This window comes from Streptomyces sp. NPDC050448, from assembly GCF_040655295.1.
In the GTDB taxonomy this organism is placed as follows: domain Bacteria; phylum Actinomycetota; class Actinomycetes; order Streptomycetales; family Streptomycetaceae; genus Streptomyces.
On the sequence record NZ_JBFAJR010000004.1, the window covers coordinates 152883 to 171527 of the forward strand.

The 18645-nt window shown below is 72.1% G+C and carries 15 protein-coding genes; 6 read left to right on the forward strand and 9 right to left on the reverse strand.

Annotated elements, in window-relative coordinates:
• Positions 1-11: 11 nt before the first annotated feature.
• Together AB0I68_RS07375 and AB0I68_RS07380 are read right to left on the reverse strand one after the other, a co-directional pair.
• Positions 12-1562, reverse strand: coding sequence for an alpha/beta fold hydrolase (locus AB0I68_RS07375; protein ID WP_363176246.1), 1551 nt, complete (start codon positions 1560-1562; stop codon positions 12-14).
• 155 nt (positions 1563-1717) lie between these two features.
• Positions 1718-3391: a glycoside hydrolase family 71 protein gene (locus AB0I68_RS07380; protein ID WP_363176247.1), complete on the reverse strand. Its 1674-nt coding sequence runs from the start codon at positions 3389-3391 to the stop codon at positions 1718-1720.
• On the opposite strand from AB0I68_RS07380, the gene AB0I68_RS07385 reads away from it, so the two are divergent.
• From AB0I68_RS07385 to AB0I68_RS07395, 3 genes are all read left to right on the forward strand, one after another.
• Entirely contained in the window at positions 3380-4045 is a 666-nt protein-coding gene (locus AB0I68_RS07385; RefSeq protein WP_363176249.1) for a hypothetical protein, read from the forward strand. The genes AB0I68_RS07380 and AB0I68_RS07385 overlap by 12 nt on opposite strands.
• 44 nt (positions 4046-4089) lie before the next feature.
• Complete coding sequence (locus AB0I68_RS07390; RefSeq protein ID WP_363176250.1) at positions 4090-4575, forward strand: hypothetical protein; 486 nt, start codon at positions 4090-4092, stop codon at positions 4573-4575.
• A gap of 169 nt (positions 4576-4744) precedes the next feature.
• Positions 4745-6739, forward strand: coding sequence for an FAD-dependent oxidoreductase (locus AB0I68_RS07395; RefSeq protein WP_363176251.1), 1995 nt, complete (start codon positions 4745-4747; stop codon positions 6737-6739).
• 619 nt (positions 6740-7358) lie between these two features.
• Here AB0I68_RS07395 and AB0I68_RS07400 read toward each other — a convergent pair.
• The 7 genes from AB0I68_RS07400 to AB0I68_RS07430 form a co-directional block, all read right to left on the reverse strand.
• Positions 7359-7907 carry a GNAT family protein gene (locus tag AB0I68_RS07400; RefSeq protein WP_363176252.1) on the reverse strand — a complete coding sequence of 183 codons (549 nt, stop codon included), beginning with the start codon at positions 7905-7907 and terminating at the stop codon, positions 7359-7361.
• Positions 7908-8042: 135 nt separating this feature from the next.
• On the reverse strand, positions 8043-10262 hold the full coding sequence (locus tag AB0I68_RS07405; RefSeq protein ID WP_363176253.1) for an NADP-dependent isocitrate dehydrogenase: 2220 nt from the start codon (positions 10260-10262) through the stop codon (positions 8043-8045).
• 216 nt (positions 10263-10478) lie between these two features.
• The gene (locus AB0I68_RS07410; RefSeq protein ID WP_363176254.1) at positions 10479-10832 is read right to left on the reverse strand and encodes a DUF805 domain-containing protein; all 354 of its coding nucleotides are present in this window, start codon (positions 10830-10832) and stop codon (positions 10479-10481) included.
• 399 nt (positions 10833-11231) lie between these two features.
• Positions 11232-12059, reverse strand: coding sequence for a chitosanase (locus tag AB0I68_RS07415; RefSeq protein WP_363176432.1), 828 nt, complete (start codon positions 12057-12059; stop codon positions 11232-11234).
• Positions 12060-12421: 362 nt separating this feature from the next.
• A complete protein-coding gene (corA, locus tag AB0I68_RS07420; protein ID WP_363176255.1) occupies positions 12422-13504 on the reverse strand; it encodes a magnesium/cobalt transporter CorA in 1083 nt (360 codons plus the stop codon).
• Between the two features lie 158 nt (positions 13505-13662).
• On the reverse strand, positions 13663-14055 hold the full coding sequence (locus tag AB0I68_RS07425; protein WP_363176256.1) for a TOBE domain-containing protein: 393 nt from the start codon (positions 14053-14055) through the stop codon (positions 13663-13665).
• A gap of 9 nt (positions 14056-14064) precedes the next feature.
• Positions 14065-14985: a LysR family transcriptional regulator ArgP gene (locus AB0I68_RS07430; RefSeq protein WP_363176433.1), complete on the reverse strand. Its 921-nt coding sequence runs from the start codon at positions 14983-14985 to the stop codon at positions 14065-14067.
• Positions 14986-15054: 69 nt separating this feature from the next.
• Here AB0I68_RS07430 and AB0I68_RS07435 point away from each other — a divergent pair, with 69 nt between their 5' ends.
• From AB0I68_RS07435 to AB0I68_RS07445, 3 genes are all read left to right on the forward strand, one after another.
• The gene (locus tag AB0I68_RS07435) at positions 15055-15678 is read left to right on the forward strand and encodes a LysE/ArgO family amino acid transporter (protein WP_363176257.1); all 624 of its coding nucleotides are present in this window, start codon (positions 15055-15057) and stop codon (positions 15676-15678) included.
• 72 nt (positions 15679-15750) lie between these two features.
• A complete protein-coding gene (locus AB0I68_RS07440) occupies positions 15751-16872 on the forward strand; it encodes an NUDIX hydrolase (protein ID WP_363176258.1) in 1122 nt (373 codons plus the stop codon).
• A 158-nt stretch (positions 16873-17030) separates the two neighbouring features.
• Complete coding sequence (locus AB0I68_RS07445) at positions 17031-18548, forward strand: DHA2 family efflux MFS transporter permease subunit (RefSeq protein WP_363176259.1); 1518 nt, start codon at positions 17031-17033, stop codon at positions 18546-18548.
• Positions 18549-18645 lie beyond the last annotated feature (97 nt).

Consider the following 18645-nt stretch of genomic DNA (forward strand, 5'->3'; position numbering starts at 1 on the left):
TGCCCTCCCAGTCACTTCGGGACGATCGTGAACGGTTTCGGCTTCACATCGGCCGCGCAAGCGGTGTCGGGCGCGGTCGGACGGGCGAAGAACGAGGCCAGCACCTGCTGCGCGCAGGGCGACTGGGGGACGACCCAGTGGCCGATCCCGGGGATCACCACGGACGTGGAGCGGGACAGGGTTCGGGCGGCGTCCTTCGCCATGCTCGCCCCGGTCTTCGTGTCGAACGTGCCGGAGACGATCAGCGCCGGCACCGCGCTCTTGGTGGCGACCCGCTGGACGGCGGTGCGGTCCGGGACGTTCCAGATGCGGCACGCTTCGTGCTGGAAGGGGAGTTGGGGTGCCTGGGCGAGGACCGTGTCGGGCCATCCGGGGAAGGCCTTGCGCCCCGCGTTCAGCAGGTCGGCCTCCGAGGAGCCCGGCACCCACTCGCTGCACGCCACCGACTCCGTCAGGCCGTGGCCCCACACTCCTACGGCCCCTGCCGAGTCGGCCGCGCGGGCCTGCGCGAAGCGCTGGGGGCGGCCGCGGCTGAGTTCGTCGAGCGCCGCCGGGACGTCGACGGGCTTGACGCCGTTGGCCACGAGCACGTTCAGCAGGGCACCGCCGTCGAGGTCGACCTTGACCGGGTCTCCCCCGCCCGGCGGCCGGGCGTTCAGTACCAGCGGGTGGGCCTCCAGCTTGCGCACCTGCTCGGTCAGCGTGCGGTCGAGGTCGGGGTAGCGGCTCTTGCAGCGGGGCTCGGCCGCGCACGCGTCGAGGATGGCGCCGATGCCCTGTTGCGCGCTGCTCCAGGTCACGGGCAGGACGGTGAGCACCGGAGGGGCGAGGGAGTCGATCGCGACCGCGCGGATGCCCTGGGGATGCTCGCGCAGGTAGGTGAGGGCCAGGTTGGTCCCGTAGGAGTACCCGTAGACGTTCCACTGCTTGATGCCGAGCGCGGTGCGCAGGTCGGCGAAGTCGGCTGCGTTCTCGGTGGTGTTGTAGGCGCTCAGATCGATTCCGTCGGCCGCCAGGCGGTCGCGGCATTTCTTCACCGCGTCCAGCAGGGGCCGTTTCGACGCCTCTGTGTCGTAGCGGAGGCCCACGGCCTGCCTGTTGTACCGGTCGATCTCCGGGCAGGCGAGGTGCGGCTGGGCGTAGAGGTTGCCGCGCTGAGCCATGATGATCAGGTCGCGATCGCGGTTGAGGCCGGAGTCGACGAGGAAGGGGATGTCGTCGAACGTGTCGGACCCCGGGCCGCCGGCCATGAACACGACGGGTTCCGCGGCGGGCTTCGCCGCCTTGGCCGCAATGACCGCCACGGGCAGCTTGATGGTCCGCCCGCCGGGGCGGGCGCGGTTCTCGGGTACCTCCAGGAGACCGCACCGCGCGCCGCTCAGCGCCTCGATCGGCTCGGGCGGCTTCGGACAGGGACCGGGCACGAACCGCGGCGCAGCGGTCGGGCCGGGCCCGGTCGACGGGGAGTGCGGCGACGCGGCACTGCCCGGTGTCCCGACGAACGCCGTCAGGCAGACCAGAGCGGCCGCGGCAGCCGCCGCGTTGACGCTGTGCTTTGCCATGTGCTCCCGTTCCTGTGCCGACATCCGCGGCCGCCCGGCCGCCCGGCCGGGCGGCCGCGGCAGCGGGTTGGTGGAACGCACCTCTTCGACGGTACCGGCTGGCGCGAAACCGTGCATACGGTGGGAAAACGGCCGCCACTGGTTTGCGGCGGGATTCAGTCGCGCCCGCTGGTGACGGCGTAGTACTGCAGGTCCTGGACCTGTACCGTGCGGTCCGCCGCGTAGGGCAGTTTCACCTCGGTGCCGGGCTCGCCGTCGCGGACCACCACCGCGGAGCTGGTGCCCGGCCGCAGCGGGAGGAGTTCGGAGTGGACGCCGGCCGGGGCCTCGTGCGTGTCCCGGGCCGCGCCCACCACGGTACGGACGGTCGCCGGGGCCGTCAGGAAGCTGAGGACCTCCACCGTGTCGCGGGGGGCGGCGCTGCCCTTGCGCGGGGACATCAGCAGTGACTGGGCGCCGGTCGGGTCGGCGGCGGCGAACTGGGTGCGGGCGCAGACGTACAGCGTGTCGCGGACGATCTTCGGCCAGCTGCCCGTCTTGAACTTGGTCAGGTAGTACGAGGTCAGGTCCAGGTAGGTGTACCCGTTGTGCAGGGAGGGCGCGAACTGGCTGCCCTCCGAGTAGTCGTTCCAGGTGGTGAGCTGCACCCAGTCGGCGCCGTCGTCGATGGCGTGCGTCCAGGTGGAGCGCAGCGTGGCGGTGTTGCCGGCCTCGTCGTAGATCCCCTGGTTGGGACGGGCGTCCTGGACCGACACGGGCTGCATCCAGATCTTGCCCATGCCGTGGGCCCGCTGCACGTCGCGGGTGGCGCTCTCCTGGCCGACGTAGCTGCGGCTGCCCCACTCGGAGAAGCCGTGACTGATGGGCGCGAACCGTGCGTGGTTGGCGTCGAAGTCGAGGAACGTCGGGACGAAGGCGGCGCGGATGCCGTGGCGGGTCCCCAGGAGGTCGAGTACCTGCGTCCACCAGGCGACGTCCTTCGCCTCCGCCTTGAAGGGGGAGACGACGAGCCGGCCGTCGGCGAGGCGGTGCGCGGCCGGGGCCTTGCCGAGGGCTGCCACGGCGTCGGCGAGCACGCCCGGGTCGTCCGTGTTCAACGAGGTCATGTCCGGCATCAGCATGATCTTGAACGCGGGGTCGACCGCATGGGCGGCCTCCATCAGGAGGTGGGCGCGGTCCCGGTTCTGCCCGGACAGGGAGAGCATGTCGAGGGTGAACCCGTCGAGGCCTGCGGCGCGGGCGGTGCGCACCTCCTGCTCGAGGTTGGCGAGCTCCCAGTTGCCGTCCTTGGGCTGGACGGGCAGCGGCCGGTCGCGCAGCAGGCCGCCGTACCGCTCGTGCTTGCCGTTCTCCCCCGCCGGGTTCAGGTAGTTGCGGGTGTAGTAGTCGGCGTCGGCGCTCGCGTTGTCCAGCGAGAGGGGGTACGGGGTGAAGTAGTGCGCGAACACCAGCTTCCTGCCCGCGCCGCCGGTGCGCAGGGCGGCCGGCTCGGGCAGGTCGAACGGCAGGGCGGCGGCGGGCCGTTGGCCACCGGTGTCCGCCGCGCCCGGGGTGCCGCCCGTACCCTGGCCCCGGCCGGCCGGGCTCTGGCCGGGTGCGGGTAAGGCGGGGCCGGGAGCGCCGGGTGCGGCGCTCCCGGCGCTCGCTTCGGGTCCGGCCGGCCAGGGCGTGCCGATCCCGGGCGCGGAGACGTTCTGGCGGGAGCCGGTGGTGAAGGGGTCCCAGGCGATGCCGGTGGCGGCGCAGACGCCGACGAGCAGGAAGGCGGCGAGCAGCAGGGTCAGCAGCGGCCGGCCCCGGAAGCCCGGGCGGCGGCGGTGCGAACTCATCGTGGGTGCCCTCCCCTGCAGTGCGTCCCGGGTGCGGGACTGCACAGCAGTAGAGCCGATCGGCGGCTGCCGGACAACCGTTCGCAGGGGCCGGACCCTCAGGGCCGGGCAGCGCGGCCTACGGCCGCGTTCGACTACTCGGCGCTGATGAACGACGTGTACTCGTACCAGAAGGAGGTGGAGTACGAGGGCGAGCTGCTCAACATGCTGGTCGTCACGGAGACCTTCTTCGGCTGCGACTACCGGGCGGCGCTCGGGGTCGTGAACGATCTGATGACGTCGCGGACGAAGCAGTTCGAGCACGTGCTGGAAAAGGAGTTCCCCGCCATGTACCGGGACTTCGGGCTGGACGCGGCGGCGCGGACGGCGCTGGACCGGTACGCGGAAGAGCTCAAGCAGTGGATGGCCGCGATCGCCACCTGGCACGCGGGAACCCGGCGCTACCGGGAGGAGGACCTGAAACGGCACCACGCGCGGCGAACGGAACCGGTGGCGGCGGCCGGGGCACTGCCCCGGGCTCCGCACCGGGCCGGGTGGCGTGACGGCGGCGACGGAGCGGTCCCGGCGGGCCGCCCCCGCGCCGCCGGGCGGCACGGGGGCGGCCGGGGCCCTTCTCCGGAATCCGACATTCCCCTGGCCTTCCGTCAGAACTGACGCATAATCATCGCTACGCGGCTCGAAAGAACCCTTGGCCGCGCATGGACACGCATGCAATGGGGGGCATCGTGCCGATGAGGGAATCAGGCCGTGCCGGCACGCTGCCGGCGACGTCCGACGAGCTGTCCAGACTGCTCACCGCCGTCCGGCGCGGACGGGTCCTGACGATCACCGGGCGGTTCCGGGAGCCCCGGAGCCTGCTGGTACGCGAGATCGCCGAGCGGCTCTCGTCCAACTTCTGCGACGGCGTCGCCGTGGTCGCGCTGGACCGCCCGTTCGGCCTGCGCGAGCTGACGGCCGCGCTGGGCTGCGTACCGGGCATGACCTTCCTGCCGTGCGGGACGGCGAACGCCGTCTCGTGGCTCGCGGAGCGGGACATGCTGCTCGTCCTGGACGGCACTGAGCTGCTCGCGCCGGAGACGCTGGCCTGGCTGCGGAACCTGCTCACCGCGGCCCCGGGGCTGCGCATCCTGGCCGCGGGCCGGTCCCCGCTGGCCTTCGAGGGGGAACGCGTGCACCGCCTCTGATCCGGGCGCCGCTGATCCGGGCGCCGCTGATCCGAGCGCCTCGATCCGGGAACGTCGGGCGGCTCCAACTGTGCGCAGTCAGCACCGGGTTGACCACCTTCGAGTGGTTCGGGCCCGGTCTACGCGCGTCCGGTCCACGAGGCCTCCCGGCCGCCCCGAGGGTGGGCCCATGATCATTGAACCCGACTCCCCCGCAGCGGACTCCCCCACCGCCGGCGCGACCACCCGGCGCACCCTGCTCGCCGGAGCGGGCGCGGGCGCCCTCGCGGTGGCCGGCGCGATCGCCACCGCCGGTCCGGCCTCCTCGGCGACCGCGCCGGCCCTCGCGCCCGCGCCTGCACCCGGCCTCGTACCCGGTCTCGCACCGGCCGCGGCTCCCTCCGCCGACTGGAAGACCTGCCTGTCGGTCGCCCGCGCCGTCCTGGTCCTGGACGACAACGACCAGCCCCTGGTGCCCCGTTACTCCGACGTCCTGCTGAAGACCGGACTGCCCCGCTCCCGCCGGGCCCCCAAGAAGGTGCTCGTCATCGGCGCCGGCCCGGCCGGCCTCACCGCCGCCCACCTGCTGCGCTCCGCCGGCCACCGGGTCACCGTGATCGAGGCCAACGCCAACCGCGTCGGCGGCCGCATCAAGACCTTCCGTACGGGCGGCCACGAGCAGGCCGCGGCGCCCTTCGCCGACCCCAAGCAGTACGCCGAGGCCGGCGCCATGCGCATCCCCGACAGCCACCCGCTGGTGACCGGGCTGATGGACGGCCTGGGGCTGAAGCGCCGCCCCTTCCACCTGGTCGACGTGGACGGCTCGGGCCGCCCCGCGTACCGCACCTGGATCCTCGTCAACGGCATCCGGGTCCGGCGCGCCGACTACGCGCGCGACCCGCGTGCCGTCAACCGCTCCTTCGGGGTCCCCGCCGCCTACGAGAGCATCCCGGCCTCGCAGATCGTACGCGGCGCCCTGGCCCCCGTACGCAAGCTGATCGACGGCAAGGTGGGCCGCGCGCTCGTCGAGGGCTGGGCGCAGGTGATCCAGCGCTACGGCCACATGTCGATGTACCGCTACCTCAACGACGAGGCCAAGCTGGACGAGCAGACCGTCGACCTGATCGGCACCGTCGAGAACCTCACCTCCCGGCTCCACCTCACCTTCCTGCACTCCTTCATCTCCTCCGCCCTGATCAGCCCGGACACCGCCTTCTTCGAACTCCCCGACGGCACCGGCACACTGGCCGACGCGATGTACGCCCGGGTCAAGGACCTGGTGCGGCTCGACCGGCGCGTCACCCGGATCGCCCAGGACCCGGCGCAGAAGTCGGTCACCGTGGAGACGGTCTCGGAAGGCCGCGGCGGCCGCCCGGTGGTGCGGGAGACCTTCACCGGTGACATCGCCATCGTCACCGTGCCCTTCTCCGGGCTGCGGCACATCCCGGTCACGCCCGCCCTCTCGTACGGCAAGCGGCGCGCGGTCACCGAGCTGCACTACGACGCGGCGACGAAGGTGCTGCTCGAATTCAGCCGCCGCTGGTGGGAGTTCACCGAGGCCGACTGGAAGCGCGAGCTGGAGGCCGTGCGCAAGGGCCTGTACGCCGACTACCAGCTGGGCCGGACGCCGGGCGACGGCTCGCTGCTGGCTGCCCATCCGTCCGCGCCGAAGGGGCATGTCACACAGGCGCAGCGCGCGCACTACGCGGCCAGCCGGCTCGTCGCCCGGGACCAGCCGGAGGCCGCCGGCGTGGTCGGCGGCGGCTCCACCACCGACAACGCGAACCGCTTCATGTTCCAGCCCTCGCACCCCGTGGAGGGCAGTGCGGGCGGAGTGGTCCTGGCCTCGTACAGCTGGGCCGACGACGCCCTGAAGTGGGACGCCTTCGAGGACGCCGAGCGCTATCCGCGGGCCCTGGCCGGCCTGCAGGAGGTGTACGGGCAGCGGATCGAGGTGTTCTACACCGGCGTCGGCGCGACCCAGTCGTGGATGCGCGACCCGTACGCGTACGGCGAGGCCTCGGTGCTGCTGCCGGGGCAGCACACCGAGCTGTTCCCGCACGTACGCCGCCCCGAGGGCCGGCTGCACTTCGCCGGCTGCCACACGTCCGTCAAGCCGGCCTGGATCGAGGGCGCGCTGGAGTCGGCCGTGCGGACGGCGCTGGAGGTCCACCTGGCCGACTGACCGGCGACCGGGCGGCAGCCCGGCCGCCGGGCACGGTCTCGTCAGCCCCGGTACTTGCGCAGGATCCGCTTCAGCAGCCGGGGGACGGAAAGCCCTCCGCGCAGGCGTCCCCGCGGTCGCGGGGACGGCCGGGAGGCGGGCCCGGAGCTGGGCCCAGACCACATCCGGGCACGGGCCCTGGGGCCGGGACCTGAGGAATCTGCGGTAGGGCACCACACGCGGCTCGCGGCCGATCTCCACCCGGTGGGGGCGGCCCGAGACCTCGTCCCAGCCGTGGTTCGGGATCCGGATGTGGTCGCGCCGGCCGTCCTTGTCCTTGCTGGTGATCTGGGCGACCCGGGCACCGCCCGACCCGGTCGCCAGGACCACGCAGTAGTGCCGCGGCTGCTGTTGCGGGTCCTCCCGCAGGGGCACCATGGCCACCCAGACCTCGCCCGGGCGCCGGCCAGTGGGCCGTCGTGTACGGCATCCCGGCCTGCGCCGCCCGGCCACGACATTGAGCAGCAGGTAGCCCGCGCAGCCGATTCCCGCGCAGGACGGGTTGTCGCGATGTGCCACCAGTTCTCCCCCCAGGATCCCCGGCGGCACGCTAACGCACCCTCAATATCGGTGCCAGTGCTCACTGTTGCACGTGAGCCTGCTGCTTCCACTCCTCCACCGGCAGCCCCAGGACCACCTCGTCGACGAAGGCCCCGGACACCCAGGCGGAACGCCGCAGCGTGCCCTCCAGGGTGAAGCCCGCGCGCGTCGCGGCGCCGATCATGGCGCCGTTGTCGGCGAGGGTGTCCACCTGGAGCCGGTGCAGCCCGCGCACGGTGAACCCGTAGTGGCACAGCAGCTGGACCACCTCCGCCCCGAAGCCGCGGCCGCGGCTGCCGGGGCGCAGGGAGATGCCGAGGTGGGCGCAGCGGTTGTGGGTGTCGATGCCCCACAGCAGCGCTTCCCCGGCGAGCTCGCCCGTCGCACGGTCGACCACCGAGAAGACGGCCGCGTCGTCGGCCGGGGCGGCGGGCTCGTACGGGGAGTGGCCACCCGAGGCGGCCAGCGGGCGCCAGGGCCGCGAGTCGGCGCGCGAGCGGGTCGCCACGTCCTCGTACAGCTCGGCATGGAGTACGGCGACGTCGTCGGCGTGCCGGGCGCGCAGCCCGGCCAGAGTTCCCTGGATCACGGGGACTTCCTAGCCGTCGGCCGGGCCGCCCCGCAACAGGTTTCCGGCGTGTGGAGGAGGCGTACGGGGCCGCAGACGGTTCCGCCCCGGTCGGCGGCTGCCGACCGGGGCGGAACCCAACAGGTCCTGCGGACCTTACGCGAGGGTCGCGATCGCCTGGTTGAAGGTCGCGGACGGCCGCATGACCGCCGAGGCCTTGGCGGCGTCGGGCTGGTAGTACCCGCCGATGTCGGCCGGGGAGCCCTGGACGGCGATGAGCTCGGCGACGATGGTCTCCTCCTGCTCGCCCAGCGTCTTGGCGAGCGCCTCGAACGCGGTGGCCAGCTCGGCGTCGTCGGTCTGCGTGGCCAGCTCCTGCGCCCAGTACAGGGCGAGGAAGAAGTGGCTGCCGCGGTTGTCGATGCCGCCCAGCTTGCGGCTCGGCGACTTGTCCTCATTGAGGAAGGTGCCGGTCGCGCGGTCCAGGGTGTCGGCCAGCACCTGGGCGCGGGCGTTGCCGGTGGTGGTCGCGAGGTGCTCGAAGGAGACGGCCAGCGCGAGGAACTCACCGAGGGAGTCCCAGCGCAGGTAGTTCTCCTTGACCAGCTGCTGGACGTGCTTCGGGGCGGAGCCGCCGGCGCCGGTCTCGAAGAGGCCGCCGCCGTTCATCAGCGGGACGACCGACAGCATCTTGGCGCTGGTGCCCAGCTCCAGGATCGGGAAGAGGTCGGTGAGGTAGTCGCGCAGCACGTTGCCGGTCACCGAGATGGTGTCCTCGCCGCGGCGGATGCGCTCCAGGGAGTACGCGGTGGCCTCGACCGGGGAGAGGATCTCGATGGTGAGACCGTCGGTGTCGTGGCCGGCGAGGTACGTCTTGACCTTGGCGATCAGCTGCGCGTCGTGCGCGCGGCCCTCGTCGAGCCAGAAGACGGCCGGGACGCCGGTGGCGCGGGCGCGGGTGACGGCGAGCTTGACCCAGTCCTGGATCGGCGCGTCCTTGGTCTGGCAGGCGCGGAAGATGTCGCCGGCCGCGACCTCCTGCTCCAGGACCGTGTTGCCCGCGGCGTCGACGACGCGGACGGTGCCCGCGGCGGCGATCTCGAAGGTCTTGTCGTGGCTGCCGTACTCCTCGGCCTTCTGGGCCATGAGGCCGACGTTCGGCACCGAGCCCATGGTGGACGGGTCGAAGGCGCCGTGCGCGCGGCAGTCGTCGAGGACGACCTGGTAGACGCCCGCGTAGCTGCTGTCCGGGAGGACGGCGAGGGTGTCGGCCTCGTTGCCGTCCGGGCCCCACATGTGGCCGGACGTGCGGATCATGGCCGGCATCGAGGCGTCGACGATGACGTCGGACGGGACGTGCAGGTTGGTGATGCCCTTGTCCGAGTCGACCATCGCGAGGGTCGGGCCCTCGGCGATCTCGGCGTCGAAGGAGGCCTTGATCGCGTCGGCGTCGGGCAGCGCGCCCAGGCCGTTCAGGATGGTGCCGAGGCCGTCGTTCGGGGAGAGGCCGGCGGCGGCCAGGGTCTCGCCGTAGCGGGCGAAGGTCTTCGGGAAGAAGGCGCGGACCACGTGGCCGAAGATGATCGGGTCGGAGACCTTCATCATCGTGGCCTTGAGGTGCACGGAGAACAGGACGTTCTCGGCCTTGGCGCGCTCGATCTGGTCGTTCAGGAAGGTGCGCAGGGCGTCGACGTGCAGGACGGACGCGTCCACGACCTCACCGGCGAGGACCGGTACGGACGCGCGCAGGACGGTGGTGGCGCCGTCGGCGTCGACGTGCTCGATGCGGAGCGTTCCGGCCTCGGCGATCACGGCGGACTTCTCGGTGGAGCGGAAGTCGTCGGCGCCCATGGTGGCGACGTTCGTCTTCGACTCGGAGGTCCAGGCACCCATGCGGTGCGGGTGGGCCTTGGCGTAGTTCTTGACCGAGGCAGGGGCGCGGCGGTCGGAGTTGCCCTCACGCAGGACCGGGTTGACGGCGCTGCCCTTGATCTTGTCGTAGCGGGCGCGGATTTCGCGCTCCTCGTCGGTCTTCGGGTCGTCCGGGTAGTCCGGGAGCGCGTAGCCCTGGCCCTGGAGCTCGGCGACCGCGGCCTTCAGCTGCGGGATCGAAGCCGAGACGTTGGGCAGCTTGATGATGTTGGCTTCCGGCGTCTTGGCCAGCTCGCCGAGCTCGGCGAGGGCATCGGCGATCCGCTGGCCCTCCTCGAGGTGCTCGGGGAAGCTGGCGATGATCCGACCGGCCAGGGAGATGTCACGCGTCTCGACATTCACACCGGCCGTCGACGCGTACGCCTGGATCACAGGCAGGAAGGAATACGTCGCGAGGGCCGGGGCCTCGTCAGTGTGCGTGTAGATGATGGTCGAGTCAGTCACCGGATGCTCCGCTCCACAGTCTGCGTCTCTCGTCTGCAACATTGCTCGACATCAAGATATCTCGTGATCGGGCCGGTCCGGACAGCCCCCTGCCCGAGTCTCGAAGAGACGCGCGTCACCCGGGGCCCCGCGGGACTCCTCAGAACGGCGAAAACGCCGCCACCGGCTGTTTTCCAGCCAGTGGCGGCGCTCAGGCACTCAGGCGTACGGGCCTGGTCAGGCCTGGACGGCCTTCGGGTTCGGGCCGTACTCGTTCGGCTGCGGCTGGCCCTCGGTCGCCATGAGGACGAGGAGCCAGATGCCGCCGATCAGCGGGACGAGGGCGATCAGCAGCCACCAGCCGGACTTGCCGGTGTCGTGCAGGCGGCGGACGCCTACGGCGAGACCCGGGAGGAAGACGGCCAGCGCGTAGATCGCGTAGAGGAGCGGGTACGTGCCGATCGCGTTGTCGACGATGGCGACGACGATCAGCACAGCCACGTTGAAGAGGGCGAACATCCAGTACTCCTGCCGGCGGGCGCGGCCGGAGAAGACGGTGTACTTCTTCAGAACGTCGGTGTAGTAGTGCATGTGTCCCCCCAGAGGACGGTTCGTGGGCCCGTCCTGCTGGAGCAAGCCGGGGCAGAACTTATGCCCCGCTTACGTGGCGGTCAAGCCACTTCACAAGACGTCAAAAGAGCCGCTTTTCCAAGGTTCAACGGTCAAAATCACCGACACCGGCAGCCACTTGGAACCCACCGGTCGCCCCAGGTCACACGGGGTGACGAAACACTGGCGATAGAAGCCGTTTCGTGATGCCGGAGAGCCTCCCGGGATGCCCGGCGGCGGCCCGTACACGGCCGAATCCCGGGCGGAACAGACTCGTCCGCGTCCACATCGTTACGGCTCTGCGACATGCACCCCTGCACGCACGGGCGTCCCGCGCCGGGCAGGGGCCCGGCACGGGACGCCGTGGACTCACCGGCCGGTTCAGCCGATGTGGAACGATTCCCCGTAGACCTTCCAGTCGAGCGGGGTGTTGAGGTTCAGGTTGCCCTTCCTGAGGAAGACCCGCTGCGCGGTGTCGACGCGGCTGGTGTCGCTGTGCGCCTCCTCCTGCTTCATCGCCCAGACGCGGGCGTCGAGGAAGGCGTTGAGCCAGGCGGTCTCGTTGCCGCCCTGGGACGGGGGCTTGGCCTTGGACAGGGCCCGCTTGCGGATGTTGCGGAAGCTGGTGGAGTCGGTGCCGTCGCCGTGCATGACGATGGCGTCGTAGTAGATGAACTGGCCCAGCGCGGCGACCCCGTCGGACTTGCCCTGCTTGACGGCGGGGTTGAAGTAGACCCGGTCGCGCTCGTGGTCCTGGGCCTTCTTGAACTCGCCGTCCTGGGCGGCCTTCGCCCAGTCCTTGGTGAAGTTCGGGTCGAGGCCGGCGTGCGAGTCGGTGCCGTTCACCTTGCGGAGGGCCGGGAGGTACTTGGCCAGCACGTTGCCCGGCTTGACCTGGGTGTAGTACTCGACGAGGTCGAGCATGTCGCCGGTGCCGGAGCAGAAGCCGATGATGCCGGCCGTGTAACCGCGTTCGTCGCCTATGTCCTCGATGTACTTGTACTGCGCCTTCCAGTCCAGCGAGGAGTTCTCCGCACTGGAGACGAGCTGCATGGCGACGTCCTTCTTCGCCGGATCGTCGAGCCCGACGGCCGCGGCCGACACTGCGGCGGCGGATGCGGAAGCGGGTGCGGGTGCGGGTGCCGCGGTGGCGTGGGCGGTCACCGGTACGGCGAGCAGCGCGCCGCCGAGCAGGGCGCCGACGGCCATCCTCTTGCGGTGGGGGGTGAACACAAGACCTCCATGGGGGAGTTGAGGCTTACCCGATTTCGTTAGGAAACTTTACTACCAGAATTCGCGACAGCTCAAGACCCGCGCACACCCGTGTGTGCCGGTGGGGCTGCTGGTTCATCGACCAACGCGCGAGGCGCGCCGTGGCCGGTTTTCGTACCGGGGACCAGTGCCCTCGGACCCGCCCGATTGCCCGACTGGCGGCACACCACGGAGACCGGCCGGCGTGTGCGGCTCTCGCGCCGCGCAGTCCCGTGGGATGAAGGGGAGATCCCCGCGCCCCGATCGCGGTGTTCGGCGCGCGGGTCCCCTGGCCTCGATCCCGGGGGGCCCGGCTCCGGTCAGAGCCAGCCGTTGCGGCGGAAGCCCCGGTGGATGGCGAAACAGGCGAGGGCCATGACGCCGACCACGATCGGGTAGCCGTACGTCCAGTGCAGCTCGGGCATGTTGTCGAAATTCATGCCGTAGATCCCGCAGACCATCGTCGGCACGGCGACGATGGCCGCCCACGCCGTGATCTTGCGCATGTCCTCGTTCTGCGCGACGGTCACCTGCGCGAGGTGCGCCTGCAGGATGGAGTCGAGCAGGGCGTCGTACGCGCCGATCTGGTCGGTGGCCCGGGTCAGGTGGTCGGCGACGTCGCGGAAGTACGCGCGGACCTCCGCCGGGATGACCGGTATCGGCTGCGTGGCCAGGTGGTGGAGCGGCCGGCTCAGCGGGGCCACCGCCCGGCGCAGTTCCAGCAGTTCGCGCTTGAGCTGGTAGATGCGGCCCGCGTCGCCGCGGCCGCCGTACTCGCTGAACACCGCGGTCTCGACGGCGTCGATGTCGTTCTGCACCGCGTCCGTGACGGCCACGTAGTCGTCGACGACATGGTCGGCGATGGCGTGCAGAACCGACGCCGGCCCCTTGGCCAGTTGGTCCGGTGCCGCTTCCAGGCTCTCGCGGACCGGGCCGAGCGTGCCGCGGCCGCCGTGCCGGATGGTGATGACGAAGTCGTTGCCGGTGAACACCATCAGCTCGCCGGTCTCCACCACCTCGCTCGTCGCGGTGAGCTCCTCGTGCTCCACGTAGCGCACGGTCTTGAAGACGGAGAACAGTATGTCGTCGTACCGCTCCACCTTGGGGCGCTGGTGCGCGTTCACGGCGTCCTCGACGGCGAGCGGGTGCAGGCCGAACAGCCCGGCGAGCCCGGCGAGTTCCTCCGCGGCCGGTTCGTGCAGGCCGATCCAGACGAACCCGTCGCCCGTCTTGCGGACCCGCCGCAGCGCCTCCTCGGCCTCGGCGCAGCCGTCCTGCCGTGCGCCGTCCACGTAGACCACGCAGTTGACCACCGCGCTGCCGAGCGGGGAGCGGGCCGGGTGGCTGAGATCGACGGCCCGCCGGTAGCCGCGGCGCACGGCCCGGCGCAGGTTGCTGAACATGGACAACGAGGTACTTCCCTTCGGCGGATCAGCGGCCAGTCTGCCACCGCCGCCGCCCTCCCCGTCCTCGGGACGCCGCCGGGCCGGCTCACCGCCGCGGGTCGCCGCGGGACTCCGCGGTCGTTGACGCCCGGCGTGGTCCGCCGAGGTCCCTCCGGTCAGAGCCGGTCGATGAACACGCTCGTCGACTTCACCCGGGCCACGGCCCGCGCGCCCACCTCGAGGCCGAGTTCCTCCACCGCCTCCCGGGTCAGCAGCGACACGATGCGGTGGGGCCCGGCCTGGATCTCGACCTGGGCGTCGACGGTGCCGAGCTTCACGGCCGTGACGATGCCCGGGAAGGCATTGCGCGCCGAGGTGTACGGGGCCTCCTCGCCGTCGTCGCCCTCCTGGGCGGCCTCCACGCAGAACGCGGCCAGGTCCGGCCCGTCCACCATCCGCCGCGTGCCCTCCCTGCGGGTGGGGAACCGCTCGGCATCCGCCCAGCGCCGCGCCGTGTCGACGCTCACGCCGAGCAGCCGCGCAGCCTGGCCGATCGTGTAGGACTCCATGGCCGCAGCTTACGGGTGCCGGGCCCCGTCCTGGCGGAGTGCCTCGGCCGCCGCGGCCGCGATCACCTCCGCCACCGTCGACAGCGCCGGGGAGTCGAGTTTCCACTGCTGCCAGTACAGCGGCACGTCCAAGGGCCGCCGAGGCGCCAGCAGCACCAGCTCCCCCGCGCGCACCAGCGGCTCCGCCTGCGGCTGCGGTACCAGTCCCCAGCCCAGCCCGGCCGCCACCGCGTCGCAGAACCCTTCCGAGGTCGGCACGTAGTGGCGCAGGGGCCCCGCCCCGGCGTCCCGATCGCCGGTCAGCGACCGTACGAACACGTCCTGGAGCACGTCCCGCCGGTCGAACACGATCACCGGGGCCTCCCGCAGTCCGTCCTCGATCGCCCCGGTCAGATGCCGTGCCGCGAACCCGGGACTGGCCACCGGCAGGTACCGCGCCAGCCCGAGCCTGCGGACGGTGCACCCCGCCACCGGGTCCGGCGAGGAGGTGACCGCCGCCATCACCTGGCCCTCCCGCAGCAGCGCCGTCGTATGCGACTCGTCCTCCCGGTGCAGTTCGAAGAAGACCGGCGGATCCTGCGGCACCTGCGTGAGCGCCGGCAGGAACCAGGTCGCGAGCGAGTCCGCGTTGACGGCGATCGGCACCCGCACCGGGCCGCCCGACTCCTGCGCCATCCCGAGCTCGGCGCGTGCGTCCCGCTCCAGCCGGGCCAGCTGCCGGGCGAACCGGACCACCACCTGCCCGGACTCGGTCGCGCGTACCGGCTTCGTCCGCATCAGGAGCACCCGCCCGGTCCGCTGCTCCAGCGCCTTGACCCGCTGGCTGACGGCGGACGGGGTCACGTGCAGGGCTGCGGCCGCCGCGTCGAAGGTGCCCTCGTCGACCACGGCGAGCAGGGTCCGTACCTGGTCCAGGGGAAGTTCTTCCATCACGATCGCTAAGGGTACGTAAAAATCTTTAGCTGTACTGAAACCACGCCGTTGCCTACGGTCGGAGACATGACACACGGCATCATCACGGCGGCACTCGCCGGCTTCGGCACCGGACTCTCCCTCATCGTCGCCATCGGCGCGCAGAACGCCTTCGTCCTGCGGCAGGGCGCACGCCGGCACGCCGTCCTCGCCGTGGTCGCGATCTGCGCCGTCTCCGATGCGGTCCTGATCGCCCTCGGCGTGGCCGGGGTCGGCGCCTTCGTCACCGCCTGGCCGGCCGCCCTGACCGCGGTCGCCATCGCCGGCGGCGGGTTCCTCGTCTGCTACGGAATCCTCGCCGCCCGCCGGGTGCTGCGGCCCACCCCCGGCGCCGCCCTGGACACCACGGGGGCCACCGCCGGGTCCCGTCGCCGGGCGGTGCTGACCTGCCTGGCCATGACCTGGCTCAACCCGCACGTCTACCTCGACACCGTCCTGCTGCTCGGCTCCCTCGCCGCCGACCGCGGCGACCTGCGCTGGGCCTTCGGCATCGGGGCCGGGCTGGCCAGCCTGATCTGGTTCGGCACCCTCGGCTACGGTGCCCGGCTGCTCAGCGGCCTGCTCACCCGCCCCTCGGCCTGGCGGGTGCTGGACGGGCTCGTGGCGGCGACCATGGTCACGATGGGCGGGATGCTCCTGGCCCGGGCCTGACCGCCGAGCACGGCGGGCCCGCGCGGAGTACGGATCCGCCCCGTACCGCCGCACGACCACAGGAGTCCCGCAGTGCCCGACCGCCCGTCCGACCGTCCCTCCCCCGACGCGGTGCGTGCGTACTACGCCGCCCGGCCGTCCCCGCTCGTCGCCGCCACCGGGATCGTGCTGGACTCCGACGGGCGGGTCCTCGTACTGACGCCGTCGTACAAGGAGGACCTGGAACTGCCGGGCGGCACGGTCGAGGACACCGAGACTCCGGAGGAAGGACTGGCCCGCGAGCTGAAGGAGGAGCTGGACCTCTCCGTGCCGGTCGGGCGGCTGCTCGCCGTGGACTCCCGGCGGCCCGGCTCCCTGGGCCGCTCCCTCGTCGCCCACGTCCACCTCGTCGGGCCTCTCTCGCCCGAGCAGGCCGCCGCGATCTCCTTCGCGGACGGCGAGGTCGCCGCGGCCCGCTGGCTCCCGCCGGACGAGGCGTACGCGGCGCTGCCCGCCCGGATCGCGCCCCGGCTGCGCGCCGGCCTGGCCGCCCTGTACTCCGGCTCCCTCGCGCACCTCGTCGACGGCGTGGCCCAGCCCGGCTCCCCGGCCGGCCTGGACCCGGTGCGGCGCACGGCCCTCGAACACGCCGGTTCCTTCGACGCCGCGAGCCACCGGGCCGCCCGTCCCAAGGCCCTCACCGCGGCGAGCGTGCTGTACACCGACGCCGCCGGCGGGATCCTGCTGGTGGAGCCCACGTACGGCAGGCCGGACCGCTGGAACCTGCCGGGCGGCGGGATCGACAGCGACCTGGGCGAGACCCCCCGGGCCGCCGCCCGCCGGGAGGTGCAGGAGGAACTCGGCCTCGACCTCGAACCGGGCCGGCTGCTCGGCGTCAACTGGGCCCACAAGCCCGGCTACCCGGCCCGTATCCGCTTCCTCTACGACGGCGGGGTCCTCGATGCCGCCACCCTGGCCCGGATCCGGCTCGCCCCCTTCGAACTGCTCCGCTGGCGGGCGGTGCCGGCCTCGGAGCTGCGCGCCCTGGTCAAACCGTCCCTGCGTCGCCAGATCGAGGCCTGCCTGCGCGCCCGCTCCGAGGGCAGTGGCCCGCTGGAACTCCACGCCGGGCGCCCGGCCGGGACCCCTCGCAAGAGGAAGAAGGACGACAAGAGGAAGGACGACAAGGGGAAGGAGAACAAGGGGAAACGGTAGAAGAAGCGAACGCTCCACTGGTCCATCCGGACGGCATCGTGGCGTGGCGCGCGGGTGACGGGGCCGTCTCACGCATCGTCGAACCAGACAGTCCACGCACACGCACACGCGCACGCACTCTCGCCAGCGAGAACGAGCGGAACCCATGGAGTACCACCATGTCCGCAGAGCCGACCCGTCCCGGAACCAGCACCTCCCCAGTCGTCCCCGACGCCGCAGCACGGCCTGATCCGCACCGGTGGTGGGTCCTCGCCATCGTCGGCCTCGCCCAGCTCATGGTCGTCCTCGACGCCACCATCGTGAACATCGCCCTGCCCTCCGCCCAGGCCGACCTCGGGTTCTCCGACGACCAACGGCAGTGGGTGGTGACCGCGTACGCGATCACCTTCGGAAGCCTCCTGCTGCTCGGCGGGCGGCTGGCCGACCTGTTCGGGCGGCGGCGGGCCTTCCTCATCGGGCAGATCGGCTTCGCCTCGGCCTCCGCGCTCGGCGGCGCCGCGGCCACCTTCGGGGTCCTCGTCACCGCCCGCGCCCTGCAAGGCGTCTTCGCGGCGCTGCTCGCTCCGGCCGCGCTCTCGCTGCTCACCACCACGTTCTCCGCCCCCGCCGAACGCGGCAAGGCCTTCGGCGTGTTCGGGTCGCTCGCCGCGTCGGGGGGCGCCGTGGGGCTGCTGCTGGGCGGGTTCCTCACCGAGCACCTGAGCTGGCGCTCGACCATGTACGTGAACCTGCTCTTCGCCGCCGTCGCCGTCGTCGGGGGTGTGCTGCTGCTCAAGCGGCCTGCGCCGTCCACCCCTCCCCGGCTGGACCTGCCGGGCACGGTACTGGCTTCGTCCGGGCTCTTCTGCCTGGTCTACGGCCTCGCCAAGGCCGGCTCCCACGGCTGGCAGTCGGTGCACACGCTGGGCTTCCTGGCCGCCGGCACCGTCCTGCTCACCGCGTTCGTCTGGTGGCAGCGCCGCAGCGCGCACCCGCTGCTGCCGCTGCGGATCGTGCTCGACCGGGTCCGGGGTACGGCGCTCACGGCGGTGTTCATCACCGGGGTCGGCATGTTCGGGGTGTTCCTGTTCCTCACGTACTACCTCCAGCACACCCGCGGTTACAGCCCTGCCAAGACCGGCCTGGCCTTCATGCCGATGTCCGGCTGCACCATGCTCAGCGCGATCGGCAGCAACATGGGGCTGCTCGGCAGGATCGGCGGGCGCCCGCGCATCGTCACCGGCATGCTGCTGTCGGCGTGCGGCATGGCCTGGATGACGAACCTGACGGCGACCGGCACGTTCGTCGTCGACGTCCTGCCGGGCCAGGTGGCCACGGGGCTGGGCATGGGCCTGATCACGGCGGCCGCGATGAACCTCGGCACGGCGGGCATCGACCCGCGGGACGCCGGCGTCGGATCCGCGACGGTCAACGCCATGCGGCAGACGGGCGGCTCCGTCGGCACGGCGCTCATGAGCACCCTTGCCGCCGGAGCCATCGCCCGCTCCCTGGCGGGCCGGCAGCCCACGCCGGACCTGATGGCGCGGTCTGCCCTGGAGGGTTACCACACGGTCTTCACGGCATCGGCGGCGATCTTCGCCGCCGGCGCGGTGCTGACCCTGCTCCTGCTTCCCGGCGGCCTGTCCACGGAGCGCGCACACGGCGCTCCCGGGGGCCGCCGCCCCTCAGCGCGGTGAGTGGGTGCCGGGGGCCGCGGGAGCCGCCGGAGAGACCGGCTTGGCGGGGGCCGCCGCAGAGACCGGCTTGGCCGGGGCCGCCGCAGAGACCGGCTTG